Origin of the sequence: Actinomadura terrae, from assembly GCF_022751215.1 — a bacterium.
Lineage (GTDB): Bacteria > Actinomycetota > Actinomycetes > Streptosporangiales > Streptosporangiaceae > Spirillospora > Spirillospora terrae.
The window spans coordinates 340,725-367,201 of record NZ_JAICDG010000008.1 but is presented as its reverse complement, the minus strand read 5'-3'; the positions used below and the strand labels follow the sequence as shown (position 1 = coordinate 367,201).

19 protein-coding genes, 1 tRNA gene and 1 pseudogene are annotated in these 26,477 nt (G+C 69.9%); 10 read left to right on the top strand and 11 right to left on the bottom strand.

Annotation, left to right across the window (positions count from 1 at the left end):
* Positions 1-513: 513 nt before the first annotated feature.
* Positions 514-1,185, bottom strand: a complete 672-nt coding sequence (locus K2F47_RS37935; protein ID WP_242911078.1) for a hypothetical protein — start codon at positions 1,183-1,185, stop codon at positions 514-516.
* 2,899 nt (positions 1,186-4,084) lie between these two features.
* Here K2F47_RS37935 and K2F47_RS37930 point away from each other — a divergent pair.
* Positions 4,085-4,312, top strand: coding sequence for an NUDIX hydrolase (locus K2F47_RS37930; RefSeq protein WP_242911077.1), 228 nt, complete (start codon positions 4,085-4,087; stop codon positions 4,310-4,312).
* Positions 4,313-6,102: 1,790 nt separating this feature from the next.
* Here K2F47_RS37930 and K2F47_RS37925 read toward each other — a convergent pair.
* Positions 6,103-6,834 carry a hypothetical protein gene (locus K2F47_RS37925; RefSeq protein ID WP_242911076.1) on the bottom strand — a complete coding sequence of 244 codons (732 nt, stop codon included), beginning with the start codon at positions 6,832-6,834 and terminating at the stop codon, positions 6,103-6,105.
* A 10-nt stretch (positions 6,835-6,844) separates the two neighbouring features.
* Here K2F47_RS37925 and K2F47_RS37920 point away from each other — a divergent pair, with 10 nt between their 5' ends.
* Together K2F47_RS37920 and K2F47_RS37915 are read left to right on the top strand one after the other, a co-directional pair.
* Positions 6,845-8,095, top strand: a complete 1,251-nt coding sequence (locus tag K2F47_RS37920; protein ID WP_242911075.1) for a sulfatase family protein — start codon at positions 6,845-6,847, stop codon at positions 8,093-8,095.
* A 69-nt stretch (positions 8,096-8,164) separates the two neighbouring features.
* Positions 8,165-9,097: a formylglycine-generating enzyme family protein gene (locus K2F47_RS37915; RefSeq protein WP_242911074.1), complete on the top strand. Its 933-nt coding sequence runs from the start codon at positions 8,165-8,167 to the stop codon at positions 9,095-9,097.
* Between the two features lie 344 nt (positions 9,098-9,441).
* On the opposite strand, the gene K2F47_RS37910 is transcribed toward K2F47_RS37915, so the two are convergent.
* Positions 9,442-9,512, bottom strand: a tRNA-Gly gene (locus K2F47_RS37910).
* 88 nt (positions 9,513-9,600) lie between these two features.
* On the opposite strand from K2F47_RS37910, the gene dcd reads away from it, so the two are divergent.
* The 4 genes and pseudogenes from dcd to K2F47_RS37890 all read left to right on the top strand — a co-directional run bounded on the left by dcd (position 9,601) and on the right by K2F47_RS37890 (position 13,380).
* Positions 9,601-10,176 carry a dCTP deaminase gene (dcd, locus tag K2F47_RS37905; RefSeq protein ID WP_242911073.1) on the top strand — a complete coding sequence of 192 codons (576 nt, stop codon included), beginning with the start codon at positions 9,601-9,603 and terminating at the stop codon, positions 10,174-10,176.
* Positions 10,177-10,330: 154 nt separating this feature from the next.
* Positions 10,331-11,554, top strand: a complete 1,224-nt coding sequence (locus tag K2F47_RS37900; protein WP_242911072.1) for a quaternary amine ABC transporter ATP-binding protein — start codon at positions 10,331-10,333, stop codon at positions 11,552-11,554.
* Between the two features lie 133 nt (positions 11,555-11,687).
* Positions 11,688-12,407: pseudogene (locus K2F47_RS37895) on the top strand (ABC transporter permease); the annotation flags it as partial.
* A gap of 94 nt (positions 12,408-12,501) precedes the next feature.
* Positions 12,502-13,380 carry a glycine betaine ABC transporter substrate-binding protein gene (locus K2F47_RS37890; RefSeq protein WP_242911070.1) on the top strand — a complete coding sequence of 293 codons (879 nt, stop codon included), beginning with the start codon at positions 12,502-12,504 and terminating at the stop codon, positions 13,378-13,380.
* Positions 13,381-13,466: 86 nt separating this feature from the next.
* On the opposite strand, the gene K2F47_RS37885 is transcribed toward K2F47_RS37890, so the two are convergent.
* On the bottom strand, positions 13,467-14,267 hold the full coding sequence (locus K2F47_RS37885) for a ZIP family metal transporter (protein ID WP_242911069.1): 801 nt from the start codon (positions 14,265-14,267) through the stop codon (positions 13,467-13,469).
* A gap of 93 nt (positions 14,268-14,360) precedes the next feature.
* Positions 14,361-16,511, bottom strand: coding sequence for a (Fe-S)-binding protein (locus K2F47_RS37880; RefSeq protein WP_242911068.1), 2,151 nt, complete (start codon positions 16,509-16,511; stop codon positions 14,361-14,363).
* Between the two features lie 296 nt (positions 16,512-16,807).
* Between K2F47_RS37880 and K2F47_RS37875 the strand changes: the two genes are divergently transcribed.
* Positions 16,808-17,422, top strand: a complete 615-nt coding sequence (locus K2F47_RS37875) for a TIGR03086 family metal-binding protein (RefSeq protein WP_242911067.1) — start codon at positions 16,808-16,810, stop codon at positions 17,420-17,422.
* Between the two features lie 24 nt (positions 17,423-17,446).
* On the opposite strand, the gene K2F47_RS37870 is transcribed toward K2F47_RS37875, so the two are convergent.
* The gene (locus tag K2F47_RS37870) at positions 17,447-18,655 is read right to left on the bottom strand and encodes an acetyl-CoA C-acetyltransferase (RefSeq protein WP_242911066.1); all 1,209 of its coding nucleotides are present in this window, start codon (positions 18,653-18,655) and stop codon (positions 17,447-17,449) included.
* Between the two features lie 96 nt (positions 18,656-18,751).
* Between K2F47_RS37870 and K2F47_RS37865 the strand changes: the two genes are divergently transcribed.
* Entirely contained in the window at positions 18,752-20,323 is a 1,572-nt protein-coding gene (locus tag K2F47_RS37865) for a 3-hydroxyacyl-CoA dehydrogenase (RefSeq protein WP_242911065.1), read from the top strand.
* 4 nt (positions 20,324-20,327) lie between these two features.
* On the opposite strand, the gene K2F47_RS37860 is transcribed toward K2F47_RS37865, so the two are convergent.
* The 3 genes from K2F47_RS37860 to K2F47_RS37850 all read right to left on the bottom strand — a co-directional run bounded on the left by K2F47_RS37860 (position 20,328) and on the right by K2F47_RS37850 (position 23,564).
* Entirely contained in the window at positions 20,328-21,395 is a 1,068-nt protein-coding gene (locus K2F47_RS37860; RefSeq protein ID WP_242911064.1) for a CU044_5270 family protein, read from the bottom strand.
* Position 21,396: 1 nt separating this feature from the next.
* Positions 21,397-21,981: an RNA polymerase sigma factor gene (locus K2F47_RS37855; RefSeq protein ID WP_242911063.1), complete on the bottom strand. Its 585-nt coding sequence runs from the start codon at positions 21,979-21,981 to the stop codon at positions 21,397-21,399.
* Positions 21,982-22,067: 86 nt separating this feature from the next.
* Entirely contained in the window at positions 22,068-23,564 is a 1,497-nt protein-coding gene (locus K2F47_RS37850; RefSeq protein ID WP_242911062.1) for an MFS transporter, read from the bottom strand.
* Between the two features lie 116 nt (positions 23,565-23,680).
* Between K2F47_RS37850 and K2F47_RS37845 the strand changes: the two genes are divergently transcribed.
* Positions 23,681-24,397 (top strand): TetR/AcrR family transcriptional regulator, encoded by a 717-nt coding sequence (locus K2F47_RS37845; RefSeq protein WP_242911061.1) that lies wholly within the window; start codon positions 23,681-23,683, stop codon positions 24,395-24,397.
* 29 nt (positions 24,398-24,426) lie between these two features.
* Here K2F47_RS37845 and K2F47_RS37840 read toward each other — a convergent pair whose 3' ends face one another.
* Together K2F47_RS37840 and K2F47_RS37835 are read right to left on the bottom strand one after the other, a co-directional pair.
* Positions 24,427-25,623, bottom strand: a complete 1,197-nt coding sequence (locus K2F47_RS37840; RefSeq protein WP_242911060.1) for a hypothetical protein — start codon at positions 25,621-25,623, stop codon at positions 24,427-24,429.
* On the bottom strand, positions 25,620-26,288 hold the full coding sequence (locus K2F47_RS37835; RefSeq protein WP_242911059.1) for an RNA polymerase sigma factor: 669 nt from the start codon (positions 26,286-26,288) through the stop codon (positions 25,620-25,622). Before K2F47_RS37835 ends, K2F47_RS37840 begins: the two co-directional genes overlap by 4 nt.
* Between the last annotated feature and the right edge of the window lie 189 nt (positions 26,289-26,477).

The window sequence follows — 26,477 nt, the reverse complement described above, 5'->3', positions numbered from 1 at the left end:
TATCCGGCCAGTTCTCTGCCCGCAGCCGCCTTGGAGGGGCAGCCATCGCGCGGGAAGCCTTCCTGTTGCCTTTCGGCTGCCGGCATTGGCTTCTTGGGCATCCTGTCCCCGGTGGGGAGTTTTGCTCTCCTTGCGGTCGGCCTACCAGATCATGACTCTGGACCCCATCGGGATTTCCACGTTCCACACCATCGAGTTACGACCGGATTGGGTGCCCTCTATACCCCGGGGCCAGCGGTGTTCACGCAACCGACTGCCTTTCCCCGGTTGCCGCTTGCCGCCTCTTCCAGCGGCCAGGCCCTGCACCCTGGTGACACTTTCCACCCACCCAGGGGTCTGCGTCACGGAGCATCATCAAGGGTTCACTCGCGTTCACCAGCCCGGTCTTCCCCTTGCCCGGTGCTCCCCGGATGGATCGGGGCCCTTAGGCTTCTTCTCTGGGCTTCGCACCCCAACAGGCAGGACCTGCGGCGCACGCCAGAGCGGGGACAGGTGTCGAACACTCACCTGGAGTTATCCATCCGGCATAACCGGACCTCCAACCGTGTAACTCACTCGATTAGTGCGACTTCGTGTCGCACAGGGCAGGCGCAGGAACGCGCAGAGCACGTCGATGCAGGTTTGCCGGAATTCGCGGGTGGGGGCGTCGTCGGCCAGGCCGGCCAGGGCGTGCACACCGCCGAGCTGGATCGCGGGCGAGGGGTCGCCGAGCTGGGCGACGGCGGCGGTGAACCGGTCGGTGCGCTGGCCCTGCTCGGTCAGCTCATGCGAACGCCGCTGCCCCTCCTCGGTCAACTCGAACGTCCGCCGCTGCACCTCCAGAGCATGCAACTGTCCCTGCTCGGTCAACTCGAACGTGCGGCGCTGGCTGGCTTCGGTGGCCTCGGCGCTGCGCCGCGCCGCCTCCACACCCTCGATCGCCGCCTGCGCCGACCGGCGCGCCGAGACGGCATTGGAGGCGGTGTAGTAGATCGCCCCCCCCGCCAACACCCCCGTCCCCACCGCCATCGCCCGGCCCCGCACCGTGTCCAGCGCGTCCGCCAGATCCTTGCCCGCCAGGCCGTCCTTGCCGCCGACCCTCACCCCGTCGACGTGCACCAGCCACCACCGCGCACCCGGCCCCAACACCCACACCACCACCGCCACCACGGCGACACCGACCACCACCAGCGCGATCCGCGCCACCCGCCCGGCCGTCCGTGATCTGCCCGGTCCCGCCGTGCCCGCACCCGCGCCGTCCTGCGCCACCTCACCCACGCCGCTCAGACGCCCAGCACACACCGACCGGTTCACCACACCACACGCCCAGATCCGGCCGCACAGCCAGCCGGCTCCAGAGGGAAACCGCCGCTCAGCAACACATGGGGATGAAACATCCCCCCGGTGGCCATACGCGCTCTCCTCCTGGCATTGACCCTGACCCTGCGCAGCGCGGCAGGAGAGCGGCGCGTGGGCCCGGCGGACGCTCGACCCGGGGCACGGAAACGGTGCGGAAGCGCAGGCGTTTCTGCGCCTATCACTGCGTTTCATCTGGGCGCCCCCCACACCCGCTTTGACCTGGGCCGGGCTCGCCGCGCGGGATGCCCCGGACGTCCTCGGACGCCGTCTGTGGGGGGCATCCGGCCGGTTTCACGGCGTCACGATGGGGGTGGGCGATACGCTCACCGCTGCACCCTCTCTCCCTCCGACCTGCCGGTTGAGGCCTCGCCTGCAGGCGAGGGATGGGAGGTGGTCGGGTTGGGCAGTCCTCGTCGTCGTCGGCGTGACTGGCACAAGATCGTCATGACCTTTGCCAGCGCCGGGCAGTTCATGGTGGCGCTCGCGCGTTTCGCGTGGGAGCTGCTGGACGGCGAGAGCCCCGGACCGCGCCTCTGAGGCCGGGCCGGGGCCCTCCCGGGACGGGCCTCCGTGGCGGCGGGACTGGAACCCGCGCAGCCGCCGCGGGGGCCCTCTTCATTTACGTCCTGCCTGATCAGCGCGTTGAAGGGGGAGCACTGATCAGTCCGCGCACCTGAGCCATGAAGGTAGCAGGCCCGGGGCCCCAATTTCCGCTATGCCCACATAGTTTGCGCCTACCTGGCGGTATTCCCATGACTGTGGGCGCCTCGCTCGCGTCGGGCCCCTGGATGTTGGGACATACGTGGCTGGAGACTCGCCCTCTTGTAGACAACAGCCCCGTGTGCAAGCGGGATGAACTGCGGGAACGCGAACACCCGGCTCCGCCTGGTCCTCGTCGCGGACGGCAGGAGGGAAGTAGTTGCCCGTTCCCTTTGGCGACATGTCTAATCACGGAGAGTTAGCGAAACGTCAACGTCGCAACCCTGAGTGCTTGACAAGGCGGCTCCCCTGATCGCCCGGCTGCTCAAGGGAGCCGCGGGTGTTCGGGAGGAGACCGCGCGGCTCGGGGGCGGCTTACCGCGCGAGAGAGCCGGGGCCCCGTCGGCCGCCGCGACCCGGTACCGGCCGCGCGCCAACCGCGTCGCGGAACCGGACGTGACGTGGCGTGGTAGCCCATCGTGCTCTAGGGGCTTGAGCAGCAACCGAACGGCCAGACACGTTAGGGAGCCGGGCGGGCGCGTCCTTCAGAACGCTGCATGCAGGGCAAGGTCGCCGACTTCTTCCGCACCGCCGCCTCAGAGCCCGCCGAGAACCGCTGTACCGATGTTCCTCAAGGCCGACACTGCCGGGACGCCGCACAGCCAGCACGTCCCGCCGGGCGAGGACGCTCGCTCCACGCCCCATGGTGCGCCTGGGGCCGTCTTCGTCTTCGGGCCTGCTAAGCCGCGCGGACGGTCATGCCTCGGTCTTGGCGGCGCCCCGGTACAGAGCGGAACCCGCCGCTCAGCAACACATGGCAGTGAAACCTCTTCGGCAGCGCCCGGACGCAGCCGCGCAGGGGCCCCTCGACTCCTAAGTCAAGGGGCCGCCTGGTGCTGATGCCGACTAGTGGTGATCGAGGTGGTGGGGGCCAGGATGGGGCGCTGGGGAGCAGATACAACGGACGCGGCCACAGTTTCCGCACACCGGAACGCTCATGATTTCCTCTTTGCCTTGGAAGGAATGCCAGCTGCCCTTTACCCATTATTTCATGATTCACCGCAGCGGCCTCGTTTTGCCTGCCCTGACCCCCTCCCACCCTCCGCCGCCCCCCTGATTTTTTGCTCCCTTGATCGTCCGACTGCCCAAGGGCGCGAAACCGCCCCGCCGCCGGAAAGGAGCACCCCGGGAGGCTGCACAGAACGTCTGGAAAACAATCACAGCCGCGCGCGACTTCCGGGCGAACGGTCACCAAGGGAGGCGGTCGCCGCCGGGCCACCTTGATCGACACACTCGTGGAACGTCCTTAAAGACCATGCACAACACGGGTCCAATTCGGCAGATTCTGTCCCATACGCGTGAATTGGAGGTTAAACGTCAACCTAAGGCCCGATGATGAGAGCGAAGACTAGCTCGTTGCCCTACGTGCATCGTCGAGCCATCGACCCGCGACCTAGTTCACGACGTCCTGTCTTCTAACTCTCCCTTGGAGTGCCGTTGACGAGTCTTCGCACAGAGCCGCCGGGCAGCCAGGGCTGGCCCGTGGGTCAACGACCTCGCCTGGCCCGCCGCCCGGCCCGGACACTCGCAGCGCCCGAGAGGTCCCCGGCAAGACCGGCCCAGATGGCGGCGACTCGAGGTGAACGCCCCAGCCACTGGTAAAGGGGAGACGCGGGCGTCCACCGATACGCGCGTCCCGCTCGGCGGGATGTGGGCGAGCGCGTGTGGTCGCAGGTGATCTTAGGCCGGTGTCACGTTCTTGGTCGCTGGAAGCGGCAGCGGGCAGTGCGGATCGAGTACGTGAACGCGGCCAGGTGCGCGGCCAGGCGCCGGCGCATCTGGTGGAGCCATCGGTGGATGGCTCCGCGTCCGAGCCCAGTTCAACAGTTGCACGCCGTTGACGAGGATGGCCAGAGCCGAGCTGCCGGCGGGGGACGGGGCCTGATGAGGCTACGGAGTGACTACCGTCGCCGAGGTGACGATCGAGGATGCGCGCTACCTCTGACACGAGGCGGCGGCGGTGCCAGCCGGATTGCGAGTCACTCAGGTGTACGGCTACCTGCTCTGCCCACTGACGGCACGGGTGCTGGTGCAAGACGACGATGGGAGGTTCAACCCGCCGGGCGGAACCCTGGAGGAGGAGGACGACGGCTGGGAGGCGACGCTGGCCCGCGAGGCGTTCGAGGAGAACCAGGTGCACATCCGAGCGCGGTCTACCTGGGTTATCAGGAGGTGCACCGGCTGGGGATGGCGCCGTAGGCGCAGGTGCGGATGACGGGCCTGATCAACGCGTTCGAGGAGCGGCGGCCCGACCCCGACGGCGGCCGCACTACCGCCGGTTAATGACCTCGCTGGCCGATGCCCCGCAGATTCTGGGATGGGCGAGCCGGCGGTGGCACAGGCCAAGGCGACCGCGCGGGTCGCTGAGGAGGTCTGGGGGCTGCCCGTGGGTGCTCCGACACCGGCCGGGTACGTCGACTGAGCCGTTCCTGACGTGACGACTGCCCTGTATGCGGCCAGTCCGCACATGCCGCACGGGAGGGCCAGCGGCCCCGCACAAGCGCGCGCACGTCCGCAATGGGACCCGCACGGCGCTGGGCGTAGCTCAGCCGCCTTCCCCCACATCAACCACCGCCCGTTCACGGCCTTCCGCAGACCCGCGCGCTGCGGCTGCTTGGGCCGCTCGGTCGGGGTACGGACGCCCTGATCACCTCAACATCGCCTAAGCGTCAGCGACGCTTAGGCCGAGCCTGGTGGAGGAGGGCGGGGTGGTCGTTCAAGGCGGCTGGGGGCCGTCCACAGGTGCTCCCCGCGCAGGCGGGGATGGTTCCACGCCGGTCCCGCCTTTGAGGACGTAGCCGCCGTGCTCCCCGCGCACGCGTGGGGTGGGCCGGGCCGATAAGGCGCTGATCGCCTCGGCGGGCTGCGAGCTACCGCCGGAGGACGACGTTGACCCGAGCCGCCTGTGCACGTCTCGACGACTACGGAGAGCGCCTGGTGAGGGTTGGTTTGTCGGGGCGGGCTGGTCAAGTACGCGTGGCGTTAACTGCTAGTGCGGTATCTAGCTGCTAGCCAGGTTCTGCGTGACAACCTATGGGTTTTTGATCCGTCCCAGGCGTCCAGCGCTCCTCATGGCTGCGACAGTCGCGGTGGAACCGCTCCTGTGAGCAAGGCGCCGCAAAGCGAGACATAGCAGCAGAGTGCTCGGCGGCCGGAGCCGCCGAGGAGCCCAGGTTCAGGTGTCCAGGGAGTGACATCCAGGCCGCCACAAGGATGGGGCGTACGCCCCCGTCGCGTGTGATCCGCAGTGATAGATGAGTGATAAAGCGCTTGATTGAAGATCAGAGAGGCGCGATCAAGGCTGTGAACTGGGGGTATGTGGAGCGGGTGACGGGAATCGAACCCGCGCTGTCAGCTTGGGAATCAAACCGATCACGGCCGTCACAGCGTCTGACCTGGCCTCCGTTCTTACCGCAAGTGACCGTGTCTACCCCTTGATCACCCTGTCCAACTGCACGCTAATTGCACGCCACTCGTTCCGCTGACCTGCACCGAATCAGCTCCTCCGGCTTCTCCTGCCGTATCCCCGACGTCCGGCCGCACAGACGCGCATCGCTCCGGGGCCCAGGGGCGGCGTACCCCCTGGTTCGAGCACGCTCAGCGACTTCCGTCGCGCTCCGGATCTGGTTCTGTGATCCCTCGTAAGGGTAATGAGGACCCGTGCTGCGAAGCGTGCTGGTTGCGAACCCTCGTAGGGCAATGAGGACATGCCTCGAATCTCGATGCGAACGAGCTTCGGAGCGTTGCGAACCCTCGTAGAGGCGATGATGCCGCCATGGTAAAGCCGCTGGCTGGATGCTGCATGGATGGCCGTAGATGGAGCGCGATTGCAGCAAGCCTTCGGTCGTGCGCGAGACCTCGGCGTGTCGCTGAAACGATCAAGATCGATCTCGGCAGCGCGGTCGATCTGGTGGCTTGCCGCCGCCTCGCGCTCGTCAGCGTGGACTCGGCCAGGGTGGTCGACACGGCCCTAAGCTGAAGTATTGACAATCTATCCTACTTTTCCTATCGTTTTGGTTCGTATCGAAGCCGCTTCAGACGGCTTCCGGAAGGCTGAGCGAGCACCTGGCCGAGGGTCGGGTGCGCCGGCCGTGCTCGAATGTGCGGGCACCCGCAAACTCTGTGCGAAATCACCAATGCGGATGACAGCCCCCTTGTGACGTTAAGGCGCAGGCGTGCGCCGTCGAGGCATTGGCCTATGGCCGTGGGGTGCACCTTCTTCCGGAAATAGGTCAGCTCGCGGGATTGACGCGCTGGGGGACAGTTCATTACCGTTCGCTTATGACTTCGGGTGACTTTTTGGTCGCTCGCCTGCATGTCGATTTTAAGCGGCAGGCGAGCGCGCTCTGTCCGCCCTTCGCCGTATAGCCGTCGCAACGGCAGCGTGTTGCCCTGCCGCCCGCGATGCTTCCTGTGAGTTCGTGTCCACGGCTCCAGTTTTGAGATCACCTTCAGATGCAGCTCGAATTCTTCGCGCTGCGAGCCTGTTTCCCTTTCTCCTTCTCGGCGTCCCGTGTGTTTATCGAGTGATTCATTTCCGTCCGTAGGCGGCATGTCGCCGTCGGTGAGAGGAGTGAGGAACATGAATGAGGAACAGCAAGAACGCGGAAGCAGCGCGAGCGGGGTCGGTCGGCGGCAATTTCTCGCCGGCTCGGCCGCGGCGGCCGCGGTGGCGGCCGCTTCCTCGGCGCTTCCGGGGATCGGCGGGATAGCGTCCGCGGCCACCCGTCCGAACATCCTGCTGATCGTGACCGACGATCAGCCGAAGCAGACGAACTGGGCGATCCAGAAGACCATCGCCTGGCTCGGCGGGCAGGGCGTGACCTACAACAACGGCCACGTCACCACTCCGCTGTGCGCCCCCTCGCGGTCGTCGGTCTTCTCGGGACGGTACGCGCATAACCACGGCGTGCGGAACAACAGTGCCTCTCACAGCCTGGACCAGAGCACGACGGTACAGCGCTACCTCAAACAGGCGGGCTACCGTACCGGACTGTTCGGGAAGTACCTCAACTCCTGGACGCTGGCCGACAACCCACCGCACTTCGAGGAATGGGCGCTGCTCCAGCCCGGATACGTGGACGCCCAGTGGAACCTCAACGGCACCGTTCAGACGATCAACGGATACACGACCAACATCATCAAGAACAGGACGCTGGCCTTCCTGAGCAAATCCACGACCGACACGCGCCCATGGTTCGCGTACGTCACCCCGTACGCCTCGCACGAGCCCAACATTCCCGCCGCCCAGTACGCCGACACGGTCGTGCCGTCCTGGGACGGCCGTCCTTCCGTCCCCGAGGCCGACCGGAGTGACAAGCCGGCCTATGTCAAGAACGCGACCAACACGCTGGCCGACGGCCGGGCGGTGCGGCAGCGGCAACTGCGGACACTGCTGTCGGTCGACGACGCCGTGCAGGCGTTCAAGGACAAACTGGCGGCCCTCGGCCAGCTCAACAACACGCTGGTCATCTACATCGGCGACAACGGGTTCCAGTGGGCCGATCACGGCCTCCTCGGCAAGGGGACTCCCTACTCCCCGGCCCACGAAGTGCCGTTCTACCTGTCCTGGCCCGCAGGCGGCCTGGGCTCGGGGACCACGGACAACCGCATCGTCGCCAACATCGACATCGCGCCGACCATCCTGGCCGCCGCCGGGATCACCCCCACGACGCCGCAGGACGGCAAGTCGCTGCTGTCCGGCTTCAACCGCGATCACCTGCTCGTCGAATGGTGGAAGCAGGGCACGGCGGGCGTCAAGGACAGTTGGGCGTCCTACGTCGCGAAGAACAAGCAGTACGTCGAGTACTACGACCTGCACACCGACGCGAGCGGCAGCGTCTCCGGCACCGGACAGGTCACCTTCCGGGAGTACTACGACCTCGTCAACGACCCGTACCAGCTGACCAACAAGCTCTACCAGGCGAGCCCGGCCGACGAGCAGAACCTGGGCATCCCCGCGCTGGCCTCCCAGCTCGCTGCGGACCGCCAGAGCTGACCACACAGCCAGGATCGCGGCCCGCGTCCGCGGGCGGGCCGCGGTCACCTGGCCGAGCGGAGAGAACCCATGTCCGACCTTTGCTGCACCCCCGGCCGCGAGCCGGCGGGCGCCCTGGCGACCGCGACCCCACAGTCGGCCACGCCGCGCCACAAGCACATGATCCGGCTTTCCGGCGGCCCCTTCCTCATGGGCACCGACGACGAGGAGGGCTATCGGGCCGACGGAGAGGGACCGGTCCGGCAGATCGACCTGAGCCCCTTCCGCATCGAGGCGACCACGGTGACCAACACCCAGTTCGCCGCATTCGTCAAGGCCACCGGCCATGTTACCGAGGCCGAGCGATTCGGGTTCTCCTTCATTTTCGAGAGCTTTCTCAGTGAGGAGAACACGCGCGCTTCCCAGGTTGTTCACGCGACTCCTTGGTGGCGTGCCGTACCGGGTGCCTTCTGGAAGCGGCCAGAGGGGCCTGGCTCGTCCATTACCTCCAGGCAGAACCATCCGGTCGTGCACGTCTCGTGGAACGACGCACAGGCGTACTGCGCCTGGTCGGGCACTCGGCTGCCCACCGAGGCGGAATGGGAGTACGCCGCACGAGGCGGGCTGGAACAGCGCCGCTACCCCTGGGGGGACGAACTGACCCCGGGCGGACGGCACATGTGCAATGTCTGGCAGGGAGACTTCCCGAATCTCAACACCGGCGAGGACGGTCATCTCGGTACGGCGCCGGTGAAGTCCTACCGTCCTAACGGCTACGGCCTCTATAACGTCGCCGGGAACGTCTGGGAGTGGTGCGCCGACTGGTTCAGCGCCGATTTCCACCGCACCGGGCCGCGCAGGGACCCGGTAGGTCCACCCGAGGGCACGACACGGGTGATGCGCGGTGGCTCGCACATGTGCCACGCGTCCTACTGCAACCGCTATCGCGTCGCGGCCAGGTCGTCCAATACGCCCGACAGTTCCGCAGGCAACATCGGCTTCCGTGTCGCTAGGGGCTTCTAGGGGGAAGCCCTCGCCGGCGGTGGTGGGCGCCGACAGCCGCCGGCGTGCCTGGCTCGCGGCTCCGGCCAGGGCATGAGCGATCCGCGTGTGAGCACTCCGAACTGGACGATCATGCTTCTGCGGATGATCAGCCCGCGCTCGAGGTAGGAGATGCGGTCGCCGATCACCTCGCCGCCGACGTGCGACGTCTCGTCCAAGCCGAGCACGACCAGGGCGATGACGGCGCGGCCGGGGCGCTGATACCCGTGGCCTAATGGCACGCTAATGGCCCGCCGCTGACAGCGGTAGAAACGATCAAGGCCCAGGTTCGGGGATCATGTCCCTGGCCTGGGCCTTCGCGTGGGAGCGGGTGACGGGAATCGAACCCGCGCTGTCAGCTTGGGAAGCTGAAGTTCTGCCATTGAACTACACCCGCGTGGGCGGTTGGGGGGCCGCCGCCGTTCGGACATCGTACCGGATCGGCGGTGTGCGCGTGTGGTGGGTGGGGGCGGTAGCTTTTGGAGGTGCTGCTCTCCGATCGTGACATCAGGTTCGAGATCGAGTCCGGACGGGTGAAGATCGACCCGTATGAGCCGGGCATGGTTCAGCCGTCCAGTGTGGACGTGCGGCTGGACCGGTACTTCAGGGTGTTCGAGAACCACAAGTATCCGCACATCGACCCGGCCGTCGAGCAGAGGGATCTGACGCGGCTCGTGGAGGTGGAGGCGGACGAGGCGTTCGTGTTGCATCCCGGGGAGTTCGTGCTCGCGTCGACGTACGAGGTGTTCGCGCTGCCGGACGATCTCGCGGCGCGGCTGGAGGGGAAGAGTTCGCTGGGGCGGCTCGGGCTGCTGACGCATTCGACGGCCGGGTGGATCGATCCGGGGTTCACCGGGCATGTGACGTTGGAGCTGTCGAATGTGGCGACGCTGCCGATCAAGCTGTGGCCGGGGATGAAGATCGGGCAGATGTGCCTGTTCCGGACGAGTTCGCCGGCGGAGTACCCGTACGGGTCGGAGAAGTACGGGTCGCGGTACCAGGATCAGCGGGGGCCGACGCCGTCGCGGTCGTACCTGAACTTCCATCGCACCAGCGTGTGACCGGGATCACCAAAAGATGAAACATCTTCGCGAGACGGGTAGTTTCGACCGACGCATAGCTTTGGCGTCCGGTTGGCATCTTCTTTACGTGAGTTGAGTCCCGTCCGGGCGTGAACCCGTTCTCACCCCGGACGTGGGAACACGAAAGGAGATCGTGTCCATACTCCGCGCGCGAAGCGTCACCAAGCTCTTCGGCCGTAAGGCGGCCGAGGCGCAGCGAAAAATCAGGGCGGGTGCGACGCCGGAGGACGTCCGGGCGCTGGGCGTCACCCCCGCCGTCGTGGACGCCACCTTCGAGGTCGAGCAGGGCGAGATCTTCGTGGTCATGGGCCTGTCGGGGTCCGGCAAGTCGACGTTGATCCGGATGCTGAACGGGCTGCTGGACGTGTCGGACGGGTCCGTGGAGATCGACGGGCAGGACATCGCCAAGCTGTCCCCCAAGGCGCTGCGGGCGCTACGGCAGGACAAGATCAGCATGGTCTTCCAGCACTTCGCGTTGTTCCCCCACCGGTCGGTTCTGGCCAACGCCGCGTACGGGCTGGAGGTGCGCGGCGTTCCCAGGGAGGAACGAGAGCGCACCGCCCGGGAGTTCCTGGGGCTGGTCGGGCTGGAGGGGTGGGAGGACAAACTCCCTGGTCAGTTGTCCGGTGGCATGCGGCAGCGGGTGGGGCTCGCGCGGGCGCTGGCGGCGGGGACCGACATCATTTTGATGGACGAGGCGTTCAGCGCCCTGGACCCGCTGATCCGGCGCGAGGTCCAGGATCTGCTGCTCGACCTTCAGGGACGGTTCGGGAAGACGATCGTCTTCATCACCCATGATCTGAACGAGGCCATGCGCATCGGGGACCGGATCGCGGTGATGCGGGAGGGCCGGATCGTGCAGATCGGGACGGCCGAGGAGATCCTCACGGACCCGGCGAACGACTATGTCGCCCAGTTCGTCGCGGATGTGGACCGTACCAAAGTGCTGACGGCGGCCTCGGTCATGGAGAAGCCGCTGGTCACCGTCCCGGCGAACACCGGGCCGCGGACGGCGCTGCGGACGATGCGCGAGCACCAGACCGGCGCGGCGTTCGTGGTCGGGCGCGACCGCAAGCTGATCGGCAAGGTCAAGGCGGTCGCGATCACGGACGCGGTGCAGGACGGCGTCCAGTCGCTGGAGAGCCTGCTCGACCCCGAGGACCTGCTGCCCGTCGCGCCGGACACGCCGGTCGCCGACCTGTTCGCGCGGTGCGCGGAGAGCGACCTGCCGGTGCCGGTCGCGGACGCGGACGGGACGCTGCTCGGCGTGATCCCCCGGGTGACGCTGCTGGCGGCGCTCGGCGCGATCAACTCGGAGGCCAGGCCGGTGCTGACAAAGGTGGGCGACGATGAGTGATCTTCCCCGGGTGCCGGTGGGCGAGTGGTTCGACGATGCGGTCACCTGGTGCACCGACAACCTCGGGTGGCTGTTCGACGGGATCGGCTCGGCGATCGAGACGACCGTCGACGGGCTGACGGACGTGCTCACCGTGCTTCCGCCGCTGGTGCTGACCGTGGTGCTGGCGCTGCTCGCGCTGTTCCTGCGCGGGTGGAAGCTCGGGTTGTTCACGCTGCTCGGGTTCGGCCTGATCGAGAGCATGGAGCTGTGGGAGCCGGCGATGGACTCGCTGGCGCTGGTGCTGGTGTCGGCGGTCGTGTCGGTGCTGGTGTCGATCCCGGTGGGGATCGCGGCGGCGCGCAACGACGTGGTGAGCCGGGTGGTCCGGCCCGTTCTCGACCTGATGCAGACGATGCCGGCGTTCGTGTACCTGATCCCGGCGATCTTCTTCTTCAGCATCGGCGTGGTGCCGGGCGTGGTCGCGACGGTGATCTTCTCGCTGCCGCCGGGCGTCCGGCTGACCGAGCTCGGCATCCGCGGTGTGGACCCGGAGATGGTCGAGGCGGGCGAGGCGTTCGGGACGCCGCCGGGGCGGATTCTGACCCGAATCCAGATCCCGCTGGCGATGCCGTCGATCATGGCGGGCGTGAACCAGCTGATCATGCTGTCGCTGTCGATGGTGGTGATCGCGGGCATGGTCGGCGCGGGCGGGCTCGGCGGCGAGGTGCTGGAGGGCATCAACCGGGTGGACGTCGCCAAGGGCTTCGAGGGCGGTGTCGCCGTGGTGGTCCTGGCGATCTTCCTGGACCGCATCACCGGGGCGCTCGGCGACCGCACGACCGTGTCGCGCGCCATGGCGAACATCTTCTGACCGCTCCCCGGTCGAACATCCGCTGACCGCCGGTCGTCTTTCGACCGCTGCTCTCAGGTCGGCTTTCACTGTGCAGGACGAAGAAGGGAAGGGTATGCGCTTTACGTTCAAGGGACTGACCATCGCGGCGGTGACGCTCGCCATGGGAATCGGGGCCGCCGCGTGCGACTCCGGTGACAAGAAGGACGACAAGAAGGTCACGATCGGCGTGGTCTCCGGCTGGGCCGAGGGCGAGGCCGCCACGGCGCTGTGGAAGCGCCTGCTGACCGACAAGGGCTACAAGGCCGACGTCAAGACCCTCGACACCGGGCCGCTTTACACGGGAATGGCGAAGGGCGACGTCGATCTGTTCATCGACTCCTGGCTTCCCGGCACCCACGAGGACTACTGGAAGCAGTACGGGAAGAAGCTGGAGAAGCTCGGCGTCTGGTACGACAAGGCGCCGCTGACGATCGCGGTGCCGAACTACTCGCCGCTGAAGTCGCTCGACGACCTGAAGGGCAAGGGCGGCCAGTACGGCGGCAAGATCGTCGGTATCGAGAAGAGCTCGGGCCTGTACCGGGTGTCGCAGGAGAAGATGCTGCCCGCGTACGGGTTGAAGGACGAGTACAAGGTCACGACGTCCTCGACGGCGGCGATGCTCACCGAGTTGAAGAAGGCCACCGACGCCAAGAAGGACATCATCGTCACGCTCTGGCGGCCGCACTGGGCGTACTCGAAGTTCCCCGTCCGCGACCTCACTGATCCGAAGGGCGCGATGGGCCAGCCGGACGGCATCAACACCGTCGCGCGCAAGGACTTCAGCGACGACAAGCCGGAAGTCGCGGGCTGGCTGAAGAAGTTCCGGATGGACGACAAGCAGCTCGGCTCGCTTGAGGACCTCATCGAGAACAAGTACAAGGGCCAGCCGGACCAGGCCGTCACGGAATGGCTGAAGGCGAACCCGAGCTTCGCTCAGTCCATGACGGGCTGACCCTCGTTCGGAACGTTCCGAACAGGTGGTGACAGAAGGGCCGTCCGGGTTACTCCGGACGGCCCTCTGCCATTCACGGAAAATTTTCAGCCCGCTACGCCCACGCTGAAGACGACCGCGAGCAGGCCGATTCCGGTGGCGCAGAGCGTCATCACGCGCGGGTGCCCGCTGTGCGCCTCGGGGAGGATTTCGGCGGCGGCGAGATAGAGCAGGACGCCCGCGAACACCCCGAGATAGGGGCCGAGCACCGCGTCCGGCACCGAGACCAGCAGCGTGAGCGCGGCCCCGACGATGGGCGCGGCGGCGTCGGCGACCAGCATCAGCAGGGCGGGACGGTGGTCGTCGCGGTTCAGGGACGCGGCGGTGAAGGTGTTGAACCCGTCCGCGAAGTCGTGCGTGATCACGGCGAGCGCGACGAACGCGCCGGTCTCCAGCCCGGACTGGAAGCCGAGGCCGATGCTGAGGCCGTCCACCAGACTGTGCCCGACGAGCGCGCACGCGGCCAGCAGCCCGGCCCGGCCCTCACCGGCGCCGGGGCCGTGCGCGTGGCCGCCGGGGTGGTCGTGCGGCGCGTACTCGCCCTCGTGGCCCCGGTGGATCGCCACGGCCTGCTCCACCACGTGGAGCAGCAGGAACCCGCACGCGAAGCCGATCATCGGCGCGGGGACGCCGAACGGCCGGTCGTGGGTCATCTCCAGCGACTCGGGGATCAGGTCGAACGCGACGACGCCGAGCATCAGCCCGCCCGCGAGCCCGAGGACGAGGTGCCGGTGGTCCCGGACGCGCATCGCCGCGAGACCGCCGATGAGCGTCATCAGGAACGCCAGGAGGGACACGAGGACGGCCATCTCCTGGTCATACCAGTTCGGCGGCCTTCCGAGCATCATGGACCGCTATGGGTCGCTTGACCCCCGCGTTAATCCAAGGCCATGCGAACGCGAGAGCCCCGGGAGCCCCGGAGGCCCCGGAGCCCCCAAGCGTCACTCCGCGGCGACGGCCTCCTTCGCGGGCGCCGAACCGCCCTCTCCCTTGATGGAGCGGATCAGGAGCTGCGAGACGTCCACGACCTCCAGCGACTCCTTGGCCTCGCCGGAGTTCTTCTTCTCGTTGATGGCGTCGCCCAGCATGACGAGGCAGAACGGGCAGGCGGTGGAGACGGTGTCGGGATTTGTTTCCAGCGCCTCGTCCACGCGCTCGGTGTTGATGCGCTTGCCGATCCGCTCCTCCATCCACATGCGCGCGCCGCCGGCGCCGCAGCAGAATCCGCGGTCCTTGTGGCGGTGCATCTCCTGCGTCCGGACGCCGGGGACGGTGGCCATGATGTCGCGCGGCTGCTTGTAGACCTTGTTGTGGCGGCCGAGGAAGCAGGGGTCGTGGTAGGTGATGTTCTCCTCGATCGGGGTGACCGGGGTGAGCTTGCCCTCCTCGACGAGGTGCGCGAGCAACTGGGTGTGGTGGACGACCTCGTAGTTCCCGCCGAGCTGCGGGTATTCGTTGGCAAGGGTGTTGAAGCAGTGCGGGCAGGTCGCGACGATCTTCTTGGCGCCCGCTTCGTTCAGCGTCTCGACGTTCTGCTGGCCGAGCATCTGGAAGACGAACTCCATGCCGAGACGGCGCGCCGGGTCGCCGGTGCAGGCCTCCATCGGGCCGAGGACGGCGAACTTCACGCCCGCGATGTGCAGCAGCTCGGCGACGGCCTTGGTGGTCTTCTTGGCGCGGTCCTCAAGGGCGCCGGCGCAGCCGACCCAGAACAGGTATTCGGTGTCCTCGGGGAGTTTCTCGTCGACGACCTCGACCTCGAAGTCGAGTTCCCCGACCCAGTCGAGACGCTTCGTCTCGGACATGCCCCATGGGTTGCCCTTGTTCTCCAGGTTCTTCAGCATCACCCCCGCCTCGGACGGGAACGAAGACTCGATCATGACCTGGAAGCGGCGCATGTCGAGGATGTGGTCGATGTGCTCGATGTCCACCGGGCACTGCTCGACGCAGGCGCCGCAGTTGGTGCACGACCACAGGACGTCGGGGTGGATGACGCCGTTCTCGCCGACGAGTTCCCTGTCGACCTGCATTTCGAGCTTCTGCTCGTCGGTGAACTTCTCCCGCGCCTCCTCGGACGCGGTGAAGTAGGGCGCCTTGGCGAGGGCGTGGTCGCGCAGGTCGAGGATGACCATCTTGGGCGACAGCGGCTTGCCGGTGTTCCAGGCGGGGCACTGCGACTGGCAGCGGCCGCACTCGGTGCAGGTCGCCATGTCGAGGAAGCCCTTCCAGGTGAAGTCCTCGATCTTGCCTCGGCCGAAGACGTCCTCGTCGGGGTCGGCCTCCTCGAAGTCGAGCGGCTTGCCGCCCGACATCATCGGCTGGGCGGCGCCGAGGCCGTCCGGGCGGCGCTTGAACATGACGTTCAGCGGCGCCAGGAAGATGTGCAGATGCTTGGAGTTGACGACGAACACCAGGAACACCAGCGCGACCGCGATGTGCAGCAGCAGGCCGACGGACTCCAGCACTTCGAGGGTGTCGTGGCTCATCCCGTCGAACAGGTGCCCGACGGCGTAGGAGAAGTACGCGCCCTTGCCGTAGTCGAGGTTGCCGTTGGCCCACTCGACGCCCCGGAAGAAGAACATCGTCCAGATCACGTTGAAGATCATGAACAGCGTGATCCAGGCGCCGCTCAGGTGCGAGCCCTTGAAGCGGGAGTCGCGTCCGATGCGCTGGGGCGAGTTCTTGATCCGGATCGCGGTGAAGGTGAGCAGGCCGGCGGCGCAGGCGAGCGCGATCGTGTCCTGGACGAAGCCGATCGGCCCCCAGGTCTGGAGGCCGGGGATGTGCTTGTCCAGCCCGAACAGCAGCGCGACGGCCGCCTCCAGGTAGACGGTGATCAACAGGATGAACGCCCACATGACCGCGGCGTGGGCGATCCCGGCGACGGTCCATTTGAGCAGTTTGCGCTGGCCGAAGACCTCGGTGACCTGGTCCTCCAGGTCGGTCTTCGGGTCGCGCCTGACCTGGAGCACCCGCTCGGGGTCGGGCTGGCCGCTCCGTGCGATCGCGTAGAGGAACAGCACGCGCCGTCCGGCCAGCGCCAGCGCGACCGCCGTACCGGCGAGCCCAATGATCAAAGTGGTCCAGAACACGGTTCCGTCCTCCTGCTACGGGCGATGGCAGTCAGCGTAGGACTCGCCGCGGACCGCGTCTCATTCGGGGGCCGAATACTACTCGGTAGTAGCTTACGCGCCGCTCCGCAGGTCAACGCTCGACCGCTTTCCGGGTCGGCGCCCGGCCGCTGCCCAGGTCAGCGGTCGACCGCTCCCGGCCAGCGTGATCCGCTGCCGATGCTCGCGTCATCCCCACACCATAGAGATGCGTGACGGCGATGAGAATCGTCCGATCATGGAGTCTGTATGAGCGAGGACTAATCAAGGAGCGCCCTGTGAGCACAGATACCGGCAAGACCGCGACCCCCGACCTGGTCCCGGCGGCGCGGCGGCTCGGCCGCCTGATCGCCGGCGCCCCCGACTCGGCGCTCGCCGCCGCGACGCCGTGCGAGAACTACACGCTGGGCGACCTGATCGACCACGTGAACGGGCTGTCGGTCGGCCTCGCCTGGACGGCGGCGAAGGCGTGGCCGGCCGAGAAGTCCGCCCCGCCGTCCGGTGACGCGTCCAACCTCCCGGAGGGCTGGCGCGAGCGCATCCCCGAGCAGCTCGACGCGCTCGCCGCCGCGTGGGGCGACCCGGCCGCGTGGGAGGGCATGACCCGCGCGGGCGGCGTGGACCTGCCCGCCTCCGTCGCCGGCAGCGTCGCGCTGAACGAGCTGGTCGTGCACGGCTGGGACGTCGCCCGCGCGCTCGGCGTCCCCTACGACGTCGCCGACGACGAGGTCGAGCAGTGCCTGAACTTCGTCGGCGCGGCCGTCCGGGACAGCGGCGGCGCCCCCGTCGAGGGGCTGTTCGGCGCCGCCAAGGACGCCCCCGAGGGCGCCGGGCCCCTCGACCGGATGCTCGCCATGACCGGGCGCGACCCGTCCTGGACGCCGCCCGCCTGACGTTCGATCACACCCGCTTGAACATCAGATCTTCTCGAACACCGCCGCGAGGCCCTGGCCGCCGCCGATGCACATGGTCTCCAGGCCGTAGCGGGCCTCGCGGCGGTGCATCTCGCGGGCGAGCGTCGCGAGGATGCGGGCGCCGGTCGCGCCGACGGGGTGGCCGAGGGAGATACCGGAGCCGTGGACGTTGAGGCGGTCCCAGTCGGCGTCCTTGAGGTCCCATTCGCGGGTGACCGCGAGCACCTGCGCGGCGAACGCCTCGTTCAGCTCGATCAGGTCGAGGTCGGCGAGGCCGATCCCGGCGGCGTCCAGCGCCTTGGCCGTGGCCGGGACGGGCCCGATGCCCATCGTGCGCGGCGGCACGCCCGCGCGCGCCCACGAGACCAGCCGGACGAGCGGCCGCAGCCCGAGCTCGGCGGCGCGCTCGGGGGTCGTGACGACGCACGCGGCGGCGGCGTCGTTCTGGCCGCTGGAGTTGCCCGCGGTGACCGTGGCGGCGTCGTCGCTCTTGCCGAGGACGGGACGCAGCCGCGCGAGCCCCTCCATCGTCGTGTCGGGACGCGGGTGCTCGTCGGTGTCCACGACCGTGTCGCCCTTGCGCGACCGGACGGTCACCGGGACGATCTCCTCCGCGAAGACGCCGGAGCGCTGCGCGGCCACGGCGCGCTGGTGCGAGCGGACCGCCAGCTCGTCCTGCTCCTCGCGTCCGATGCCGTACTCGCGGCGCAGGTTCTCGGCGGTCTCCAGCATCCCGCCCGGGACGGGGTGGTTCGCGCCGCCCGCGGTGACGCGGCCGCGCGCGAGCGAGTCGTGCAGGTTGAGGCCGGTGCCGCGGATGCCCCAGCGCGCCTCGGTCGTGTAGAAGGGCGCGTTGCTCATGCTCTCGGCGCCGCCCGCGATGATCACGTCGCTGACGCCGGTCTGGATCTGCATCGCGGCGTAGAGGACGGCCTGGAGCCCGGACCCGCAGCGCCGGTCGATCTGGATCCCGCCGACCTCGACCGGGAGCCCGGCGTCGAGCGCGGCGACGCGTCCGATGGCGGGCGCGTCGGAGGTCGGGTAGCAGTGGCCGAGGACGACCTCGTCGACCGCGGCGCCGGGCAGGCCGGTGCGCTCGACCAGCGCCCTGATGACGGTGGCCGCGAGCTCGGTCGGCTGGACGGTCTTGAACACCCCGCCGAACCGGCCGATCGGGGTACGCAGCGGCTCGCAGATCACCGCGTCGCGCATGGTGTGCTCCTCTTTCTCCGGGTTTGGCGGGTACTTGGCAGGCTACGACGTGGCCGTCCGGAACTCGCGGGCGGGTTTCCGCCAAGCGGACTCCTGTTGAATACGCAGACGATCGAGGAGGCGGCTTTGGAGCAGTGGGCACGACGGGCGACGGCGATCCGGGTGATCGGGACCGGGGCGATGGGACGCGGGATCGCGCAGTGGGCGGCGGCGGGCGGGCTCACGGTGGAGCTGGCCGACGCGCGCCTGGAGGCGGTCACCGAGGCGGTCGAGGACATCGGCGCGATGTTCGACCGGCTCGCGGCGAAGGGACGGATGGACGCCGCCGGAGCGGAGGCGGCCAAGGCGCGGCTGCGGCCGGTCGGGGAGCCGCTGACGCCGCTCCAGAACTGCGACCTCGTGGTGGAGGCCGTGAAGGAGGACCTGGCGGCCAAGCGGGAGCTGTTCGCGGCGCTGGAGAAGGTGGCCCCCGAGCACACGGTCTTCGCGACGAACACCAGTTCGCTGCCGGTGACGGCGATCGGCGCGGCGCTCGCGGACCCGTCCCGGCTGGCGGGGCTGCACTTCTTCAACCCGGTTCCGCTGATGCGGCTGGTCGAGGTGGTCCCCGGCGCGCGGACGGCCGGGTGGGTGCCGGACGCGCTCGCCGACCTCGTCCGGCGCCTCGGGCACGAACCGGTGCTCGCGCCGGACGCGCCCGGCTTCCTGGTCAACCACGCCGGGCGCGGGCTGGTGACCGAGGCGTTGCAGATCCTGTCGGAGGGCGCGGCGGAGCCGGTGGACATCGACCGGATCGCGCGGGACGTCCTCGGCCTGCGGATGGGCCCGTGCGAGCTGCTCGACCTCACCGGCCTGGACGTGTCGCACCCCGTCATGGAGGGCATCTGGACGGGCTTCTACACCGAGCCGCGGTTCCGTCCGTCCCGGATCGCGCGGGCGCGCATGGAGGCGGGCCTTCTCGGACGCAAGACGGGTGAGGGCTTCTACAAGTACGTGGACGGCGCCAAGCAGGAGCCGCAGGAGGTTTCGGCACCGGACGTGGCACCGCGTCCGGTCTGGATCCACGACGAGGAGCCCGGCGTAAGGGAAGGGCTGGGCGCGCTCCTGTCCGAGGGCGGCGTGCAGGTGGAAGCGGGGGACGAGCCGTCCGGCGAGGCGATCGTGCTGGTGGCGCCGTTCGGCCGCAGCGTCTTGGACGTGGCGCGCGACCTCCCGCTGGAGCGAACCCTGGGCGTGGACCCGTTCGGCGGGTTCTTCACCCGTCTCACCGTGTCCGTGCATCCGGGAGTCGACAGGGACGCGGGACGCGCCGCCCTCGCCGCCCTCGTCGCGACGGGACGCGCGGTGAGCGTCGTCCGGGACGCGCCCGCGAGCGTCGCCCAGCGGCTCATGGCGTCGGTGGTGAACGTGGGGTGCGGCATCGCGGAGCAGCGGCTCGCGCGTCCGGCGGACATCGACACCGGCGTCCGGCTCGGCCTCGGCTACCCGCGCGGGCCGCTGGAGTGGGGCGACAGCGTGGGGGCCGCGCGGGTGCTCGCCGTCCTGCGCGGGCTGCACGAGGCCACCGGCGACCCGCGGTACCGGCCGAGCGGATGGCTGGCCGAGCGGGCGGCGCTCGGCCTGCCGCTGGCGGAGGCCGGCACCACCCCGCTCGACCTGACGGGCTGACCGGTCAGGGAAGGGCGGGGACCCGTGGGCCCACGTCGGTCCAGCCGACCTGGAGGTAGGTCATCGTGCGGTTCCTGCCCGGCAGGGCCGCGCTGCCGGGCTCCTGCGCCTCGGCGAGCACGAACGAGGTCTTCGGGTCGATCGTCAGGCGGGTCCCGGCGTCGCCGCGGCCCTGGATGACGATCCCGACGCCCGCGCGTCCGGTGCCGTCGGTGGCGGGGCCGGTGGCCTTCACCCCGGGCATGCCGGCGAGGGCCCGGTAGGCGGCGGCGCGCACCTTCGGCGGGGCGGGCACATCGGAGAGCAGCCCGGCGAGGCACTGCGCGAGGAACCCGGTCTGGGCCTCGGCGGGCACGGGGCCGTCGTCGTTGTGGAGCATCGCGTTCCGGACGGCGGCCCGCAGCCCGGCCGGGTCGGTCGGCAGTGCCCGGACCTGCGCGAACGACATCTCCTTGTCGCAGACCGTGAACGAGCTCGGCCCCTGCACCTTGATCATTCGGCCCGGTCCGGGGGCGAGCGCGAGGCGGCCGCCGAGCCCCGGCCCGCGCTTCCAGGCGGTCGGCCTGCCGTCGCGCTCCCAGGCGGCCTTGTCGGCGGCGGTGCGGGGCCGCGTGCCCGCGTCGCGGTCGGCGATCCAGACCTGGCCGTCCGGGCGCGCCCAGGTCTCGCTCACCCGCCGCCGCTCCACCTGGTACCGCCCGCCCTTGGGGCCGACCTCGAAGGACGTGGTGCCGAGCGTCCGGCGGTGCCAGTAGCGTCCGGTGGCGGGCGACGACTCGGCCTGCCTCGCGGCCGACAGCAGCACCTCCCGCGCCGACACCGGCCGCGCCTGCACGGGATCGGGCGCGCGCGGCGACGTGCCCGAGGACACCAGCACCGCGCCCACGACGGCCGCCGCCGCGACACCGGCGAGGCCCATGACCGGCCACTTCAACCCGAGGGGACGGCGGCGCGGCGCACGGATCTCCTCGCTGAGGCGGCGTCGTCCGGCAGCGGCCGACTCCTCCGAAGGCGGCTCGTCCAGCATCGTGGCGATCATCTGGTACTCGTCCATGCCGTCCATGCCGTTCATGTCAGGGTCCTTCCGTGCCGTCGAAGGGCAGGTCGGCGCGCAGCCTGCGGCGCGCGCGGTTCAGGCGGGAGCCGACCGTCCCGTACGGGATGCCGAGGACGGCGGCGATCTCCTCGTGGCTGAGCTGGCCGAGCGCCTTGAGCAGGACGACGTCGCGCTCCTTGCGCGAGAGCCCGGCGAGCGCGCGGGCCAGGTGCGGCTGGAGGCGCTCGGCGGTCACCGAGGTCGCGACGCGGTCCTCGTGGCCGGCCGGGTCGGGTTCGGCGCCGAGGCGGGCGAGCGCCTGGTAGCGGCGGGTCTCGGTCCGCCGGTGCTGCGCGATCAGGTTCGTCGCGATCCCGTACAGCCATGGCCGGACGGCGCCGCGCGCCGGGTCGAACGTGGCGCGGCGGCGGAAGGCGGCCAGGAACGTCTCGGCGACGACGTCGTCGGCCGCCTCCCGGCCGAGACGTCCCGCGACGTACCGGTACACCGCCGGGAAGTACCGGTCGTAGAGGGCGGTGAACTTCTCGCCGTCCTGGAGGGACGCGGCGAGCAGCGACGCGTCGTCCTTGCCGCGCGTGGAGAGTTCGGGTGGGGCCGTCACCCGTCGGCCCCTCGGCTGGGGTCGGGCATGAAACTACCTCCGGGGGTTGGTGTCATCTTCTACTCCGCACCCGCCCCGGATCGCTTTCACGCGTGCGGGACGGTCTCCTGCGTCCGGTCCGCCGCCGGACGGTCCGCCGGGCGGCCCTCGCGCAGCACGACCAGCGCGAAGATCGCGGCGGCCAGCATCGTCGCGGCGGCGGTGAAGGAGCCCGCCGCCTGCGCGTGGACGAACGCGTCCCGCGCCGTGCGGGCGAGGCCGGGGTCGCCGAGGGCGAGCGCCTCGCCGAGCGAGTGCCGCGCCGGGCCGGGCACGCCATCGGGGAGGCCGCCCCGGTACGCGGCGGAGATGATGCTGCCGATCACGGCGACGCCGAGCGCGTTGCCGAGTTCCTGGCCCGCGTCGTTGACCGCCGAGCCGACCCCGGCCTCCGCGCGCGGGACGGCGGCCATCAGCGTGTTGTAGGCGGCCGGGGTGCCGAGCCCGGCGCCGAACCCGAACACGACGAGGCCGACGACGATCACGCCGAAGCCGTCGCCGGGGCCGACGAGCCCGAGCGCGGCGAAGCCCGCCGAGGCGATCGCGAAACCGGCGGCGATGGCCCTCGCCCCGCCGATCCGGGCCTCCAGCGCGGCGCCGAGGCCGTTGCCGAGCCCGGCCGAGACCGCCACCGGCAGCATCGCGAGGCCCGCCCTGAGCGGCCCGTAGCCGAGGACGAGCTGGAACATCTGCGTGAGCGCGAACATCGTCCCGGCCAGCGCGAACCCGAAGAACGCGATGACGACGGCGGCGCCGGAGAACCGGCGGTGCCGCAGCAGCCGCAGATCGAGCATCGGCTGGGGGTTGCGGTGCTGCCACAGCACGAACAGGCCGAGCCCGGCGGCCGCGACGGCGAGCCCGCCGAGCGTGCGCGGGCCCGTCCAGCCGTGCTCGGGGCCGGAGATGATCGCCCACACCAGCGCCGACATGCCGAGCGTGGACAGCACGGCGCCCAGCACGTCCGGACGGCGGCGCGGCCCCCGCGACTCCGGGACGAGGACGAGCAGCCCCACGACCGCGACGACCGTGACCGGCACGTTCACCAGGAACACCGACCCCCACCAGAAGTGCTCCAGCAGGAGCCCGCCGAGCGTCGGCCCGGCGGCGATGCCGACCATCGACGTCGCGCCCCAGATCGCGAACGCCTTGGCCCGCTCGTCCTCGCCGAACACCTGCGCCATGATCGACATCGTGCCCGGCATGAGGAACGCGCCGCCGAGGCCCATCAGCGCGCGCGTCGCGACGAGTTGCGCGGGGTTCGCGGCGAACGCGGCCAGCAGCGAGCCGAGGCCGAACAGCGCGAAGCCGATCAGCATCGCGCGGCGGCGGCCGTAGCGGTCGCCGAGGCTGCCCGCCGTGAGCAGCACGCCCGCGAAGACCAGCGCGTAGGCGTCGATCACCCACTGGACGTCGGACGTCGTGGCGTCCAGGTCGTCCAGCAGGGACGGGATCGCGACGTTCAGGATCGTGTTGTCGACCACGACCGCGAACAGGCTCAGGCAGAGCACGCCGAGGATCTGCCAGCGCCTCGGATGCGGGTCCATGAATCCCTCCTCGTACAGTGTTCCAGTAGGCCCGCACACTGTACGAGCTTCATCGCACACTGTTCAAGTCCCGGTACCCTGTACGAGACGTCCGCGAGCCGCGAGGAGGAGGCGCCATGGCCAAGGCACCGGCGGGCCCGACGTCCGTCTGGACCCGGCCGCCGCGAACCCGGCGCGAGCAGCCCACGCTGACCCGCGACCAGATCGTCGACGCGGCGCTCGGCCTGCTCGACGCCGAGGGCCTCGACGGGCTCAGCATGCGGCGGCTCGGTACCCGGCTGAACTCCGGTGCTACGTCGGTGTACTGGCACGTGGCGAACAAGGACGAGCTGCTCGAACTCGCCCTCGACCGGGTCATGGCCGAGGTGGAGATCCCCGCCGCGGACGGCTGGCGCGCGGCGGCGAGCGGCTACGCGCGCAGCCTGCGCACGATGATCCACCGGCATCCGTGGACGGTCACGCTGTTCGGCAGCCGTCCCATGATCGGCCCGAACGCCACCCGCGTGCTGGCCGAGGTGCTCGCCGCGTTCGGGTCGGCGGGCTTCACCGGGGTCGACCTCGAATACGCCTGGTCGGCGGTGGTGGACTACGTCATCGGCGCCGCGGGCAGCGAGGCGAGCTGGCAGCGCAACCAGCTCGGCACGACCGCCGCCGAGTGGATGGAGAACCTCGGCCCGTACCTGGCCCGGCTGGACGTGGAGCATCCCGATCTCGCGACCCACATCCGCGAGATCTGGATGAAGGAGACCAGCGGCGTCCTGGAGGAACGGTTCTCGTTCGGCCTCGGCTGCGTGCTCGACGGGCTCGAAACGCGCAGGCCCTCCGCCCGATGAGCGGGCGAAGGGCCTGATGGGGGGATCGGCTAGAAGGGCAGGGCGGCGGGGGGCTGCCGCTTGGTGTCGCTCCAGCCCGTCGAGCGGACGGCCATGTAGTTGATGATGAAGCCGGGCTTCATCTCCGCGTACGGGCCGCCCGGCTTCGTCAGCATGTCCTGGACGGCCAGCACGCCGCCGGTCTTCGCGTCGAAGACGATCGCCGTGCGCGAGGCGTAGGTCCCCTGCTCGGCCTTCGGCGCGCCCCACTCGCCGGTGACCGTCACGGTGCGCTCGGCGGAGGCCAGCGCGACGCCCCGGCGGCCCAGCGGGTCGGCCGTCTCGCCGATCGCCCGGATGCCCCGGTGCCCGGCCAGCGCCCGCATCAGCCCCGCCCGCACCTTCGGCGGGACGGGGGTGCCGCCGAGGATCGAGGCCGTCCGCCAGATCCCGCTGGAGGCGGTCGCCGAGTCGCGCAGCTTCTCCGCCTTCCCCTTCATGCCCGCCGCCCGGCTCGCCTCCTTCTCGCTCAGGAACCTCTCGGCGAGCTTTGCCGGGTCGCTCGGCAGGTTCCGCCACTCCTCCGCCGGTTCGCCCAGGAACTCGCCGCCGCCGCGCGGGTTGACGCCCACCTCCGGGCCGCTCGACCGCCAGCCCGCGACCTTGGCGGAGTAGGTGTAGTAGTGGTCGTTCGACCAGACCCGGAAGCTGGACGGCGACCCGGCCCTGCGCCACAGCGCCTCGTCCGCCTCGGTCAGCGGCCGGGCCGGGAGGTCGCGCCCGTAGTACGCCTCGCCGGTCCCCTTCTTCATCCCCGCCCAGTGGAACGACTCGCTCGCCGCGCCGACGATGGCGTACGAGCCGGTCTTCGGCCGGACGATGTAGGACTGCCCGTCGATCCGGTCGGTGTACCAGTACCTGCCGATCGGCGTCCGCTCCGCGTTGGCCGCCGCCGCGAGCACGGCCTGCCTGTCCAGATCGACGCCGCCGGACGCCTCCGGCGAGCCGGACGAGCCCGCCCCGCCGCCCTGGCCAGTGACGGCGATGGCCACGGCCGCCGCCGCGCCCGCCGCGACCAGCCCGGCGCCGAGCCCGGCCGGCCAGCCGATACGCCGCCGTTCCGTCCGGACGCGCCTGCCCGCCATCTCGTCCTCCAGCATCGTCAGGGCCTTGGCCCGCGCCTGCCCCGACGGAAGCGGCGGCTCGCTCAGCAGGCCCCTGACCTGGTCCATCTCGTTCGCGTTCACGCGGGCGTCTCCTCAATGATCAACGTGGGGTTGGTGCCGCCGAGCGACTCCCGGAGGCGGCGCCGGGCGCGGTGCAGGCGGGAGGCGACCGTGCCGGTCTTGATGCCGAGCGCCTGCCCGACCTCCTCGTAGGACAGGTCGGCCAGCGCCACCAGCAGCAGGACGTCCCGGTCCCCGCGCGGCAGCCGGGCCAGCGCGTTCGCCAGCTCCGCGCCCGCGCCGCCGGCGGTGACGCGCGCCGTGACGACGTCCTCGTGGCCGTCCTCGAAGGGCTGGGCGGGCGTGCGCGCGAGGGCGCGGTAGCGGCGGCCCTCCGAGCGCCGGTGCAGCCCGATCAGCCGGGTCGCGATGCCGTACAGCCAGGGGCGGACCGTTCCACGCGCCGGGTCGAACCCGTCCCGCTTGCGGAACGCGGTGAGGAACGTCTCGGCCGCGATGTCGTCGGCCGCGTCCGCGCCGAGGCGCCGGGCCACATACCCGTGGATCGCGGTGAAGTGCCGGTGGAAGATCTCCGCGAACGCGGCGGGCTCGCGCCGCGAACGCGTGATCGCCTCCGTGTCGGACGCGTCGGACGCGTCGGACGCGTCGGAGGCGTCGGAGGCGTCGGAGGCGTCGGAGGCGTCGGAGGCGGCCCCAGCGGAATCCGGCGGGTCGTGAAGGGCCATGGGGTAGATCCTCGCTGTCGGGGGGAGTGCGCGGTCACGGTCACCCCGCTCTCAACCGATCCCCCGTTCCGCCTTCACGCGCGAGCGCCCCCCGCCCGGAAACCGGACGGAGGGCGCCGAGGAACGCTTTTGCCCTACCGGACCCGGTAGGCGCGGATGATGCGCTGGTCGATGCCACTGCCGCTCGCG

Coding starts and splice junctions, on each gene's coding strand:
- K2F47_RS37925 (WP_242911076.1), bottom strand. CDS start 6,834: ATGTTCGGACGGGTGGCCGCGGACGCTATCCCGCCGATCCCCGGAAGC.
- K2F47_RS37915 (WP_242911074.1), top strand. CDS start 8,165: ATGTCCGACCTTTGCTGCACCCCCGGCCGCGAGCCGGCGGGCGCCCTG.
- K2F47_RS37890 (WP_242911070.1), top strand. CDS start 12,502: ATGCGCTTTACGTTCAAGGGACTGACCATCGCGGCGGTGACGCTCGCC.
- K2F47_RS37885 (WP_242911069.1), bottom strand. CDS start 14,267: ATGATGCTCGGAAGGCCGCCGAACTGGTATGACCAGGAGATGGCCGTC.
- K2F47_RS37870 (WP_242911066.1), bottom strand. CDS start 18,655: ATGCGCGACGCGGTGATCTGCGAGCCGCTGCGTACCCCGATCGGCCGG.
- K2F47_RS37860 (WP_242911064.1), bottom strand. CDS start 21,395: ATGAACGGCATGGACGGCATGGACGAGTACCAGATGATCGCCACGATG.
- K2F47_RS37850 (WP_242911062.1), bottom strand. CDS start 23,564: ATGGACCCGCATCCGAGGCGCTGGCAGATCCTCGGCGTGCTCTGCCTG.
- K2F47_RS37845 (WP_242911061.1), top strand. CDS start 23,681: ATGGCCAAGGCACCGGCGGGCCCGACGTCCGTCTGGACCCGGCCGCCG.
- K2F47_RS37835 (WP_242911059.1), bottom strand. CDS start 26,288: ATGGCCCTTCACGACCCGCCGGATTCCGCTGGGGCCGCCTCCGACGCC.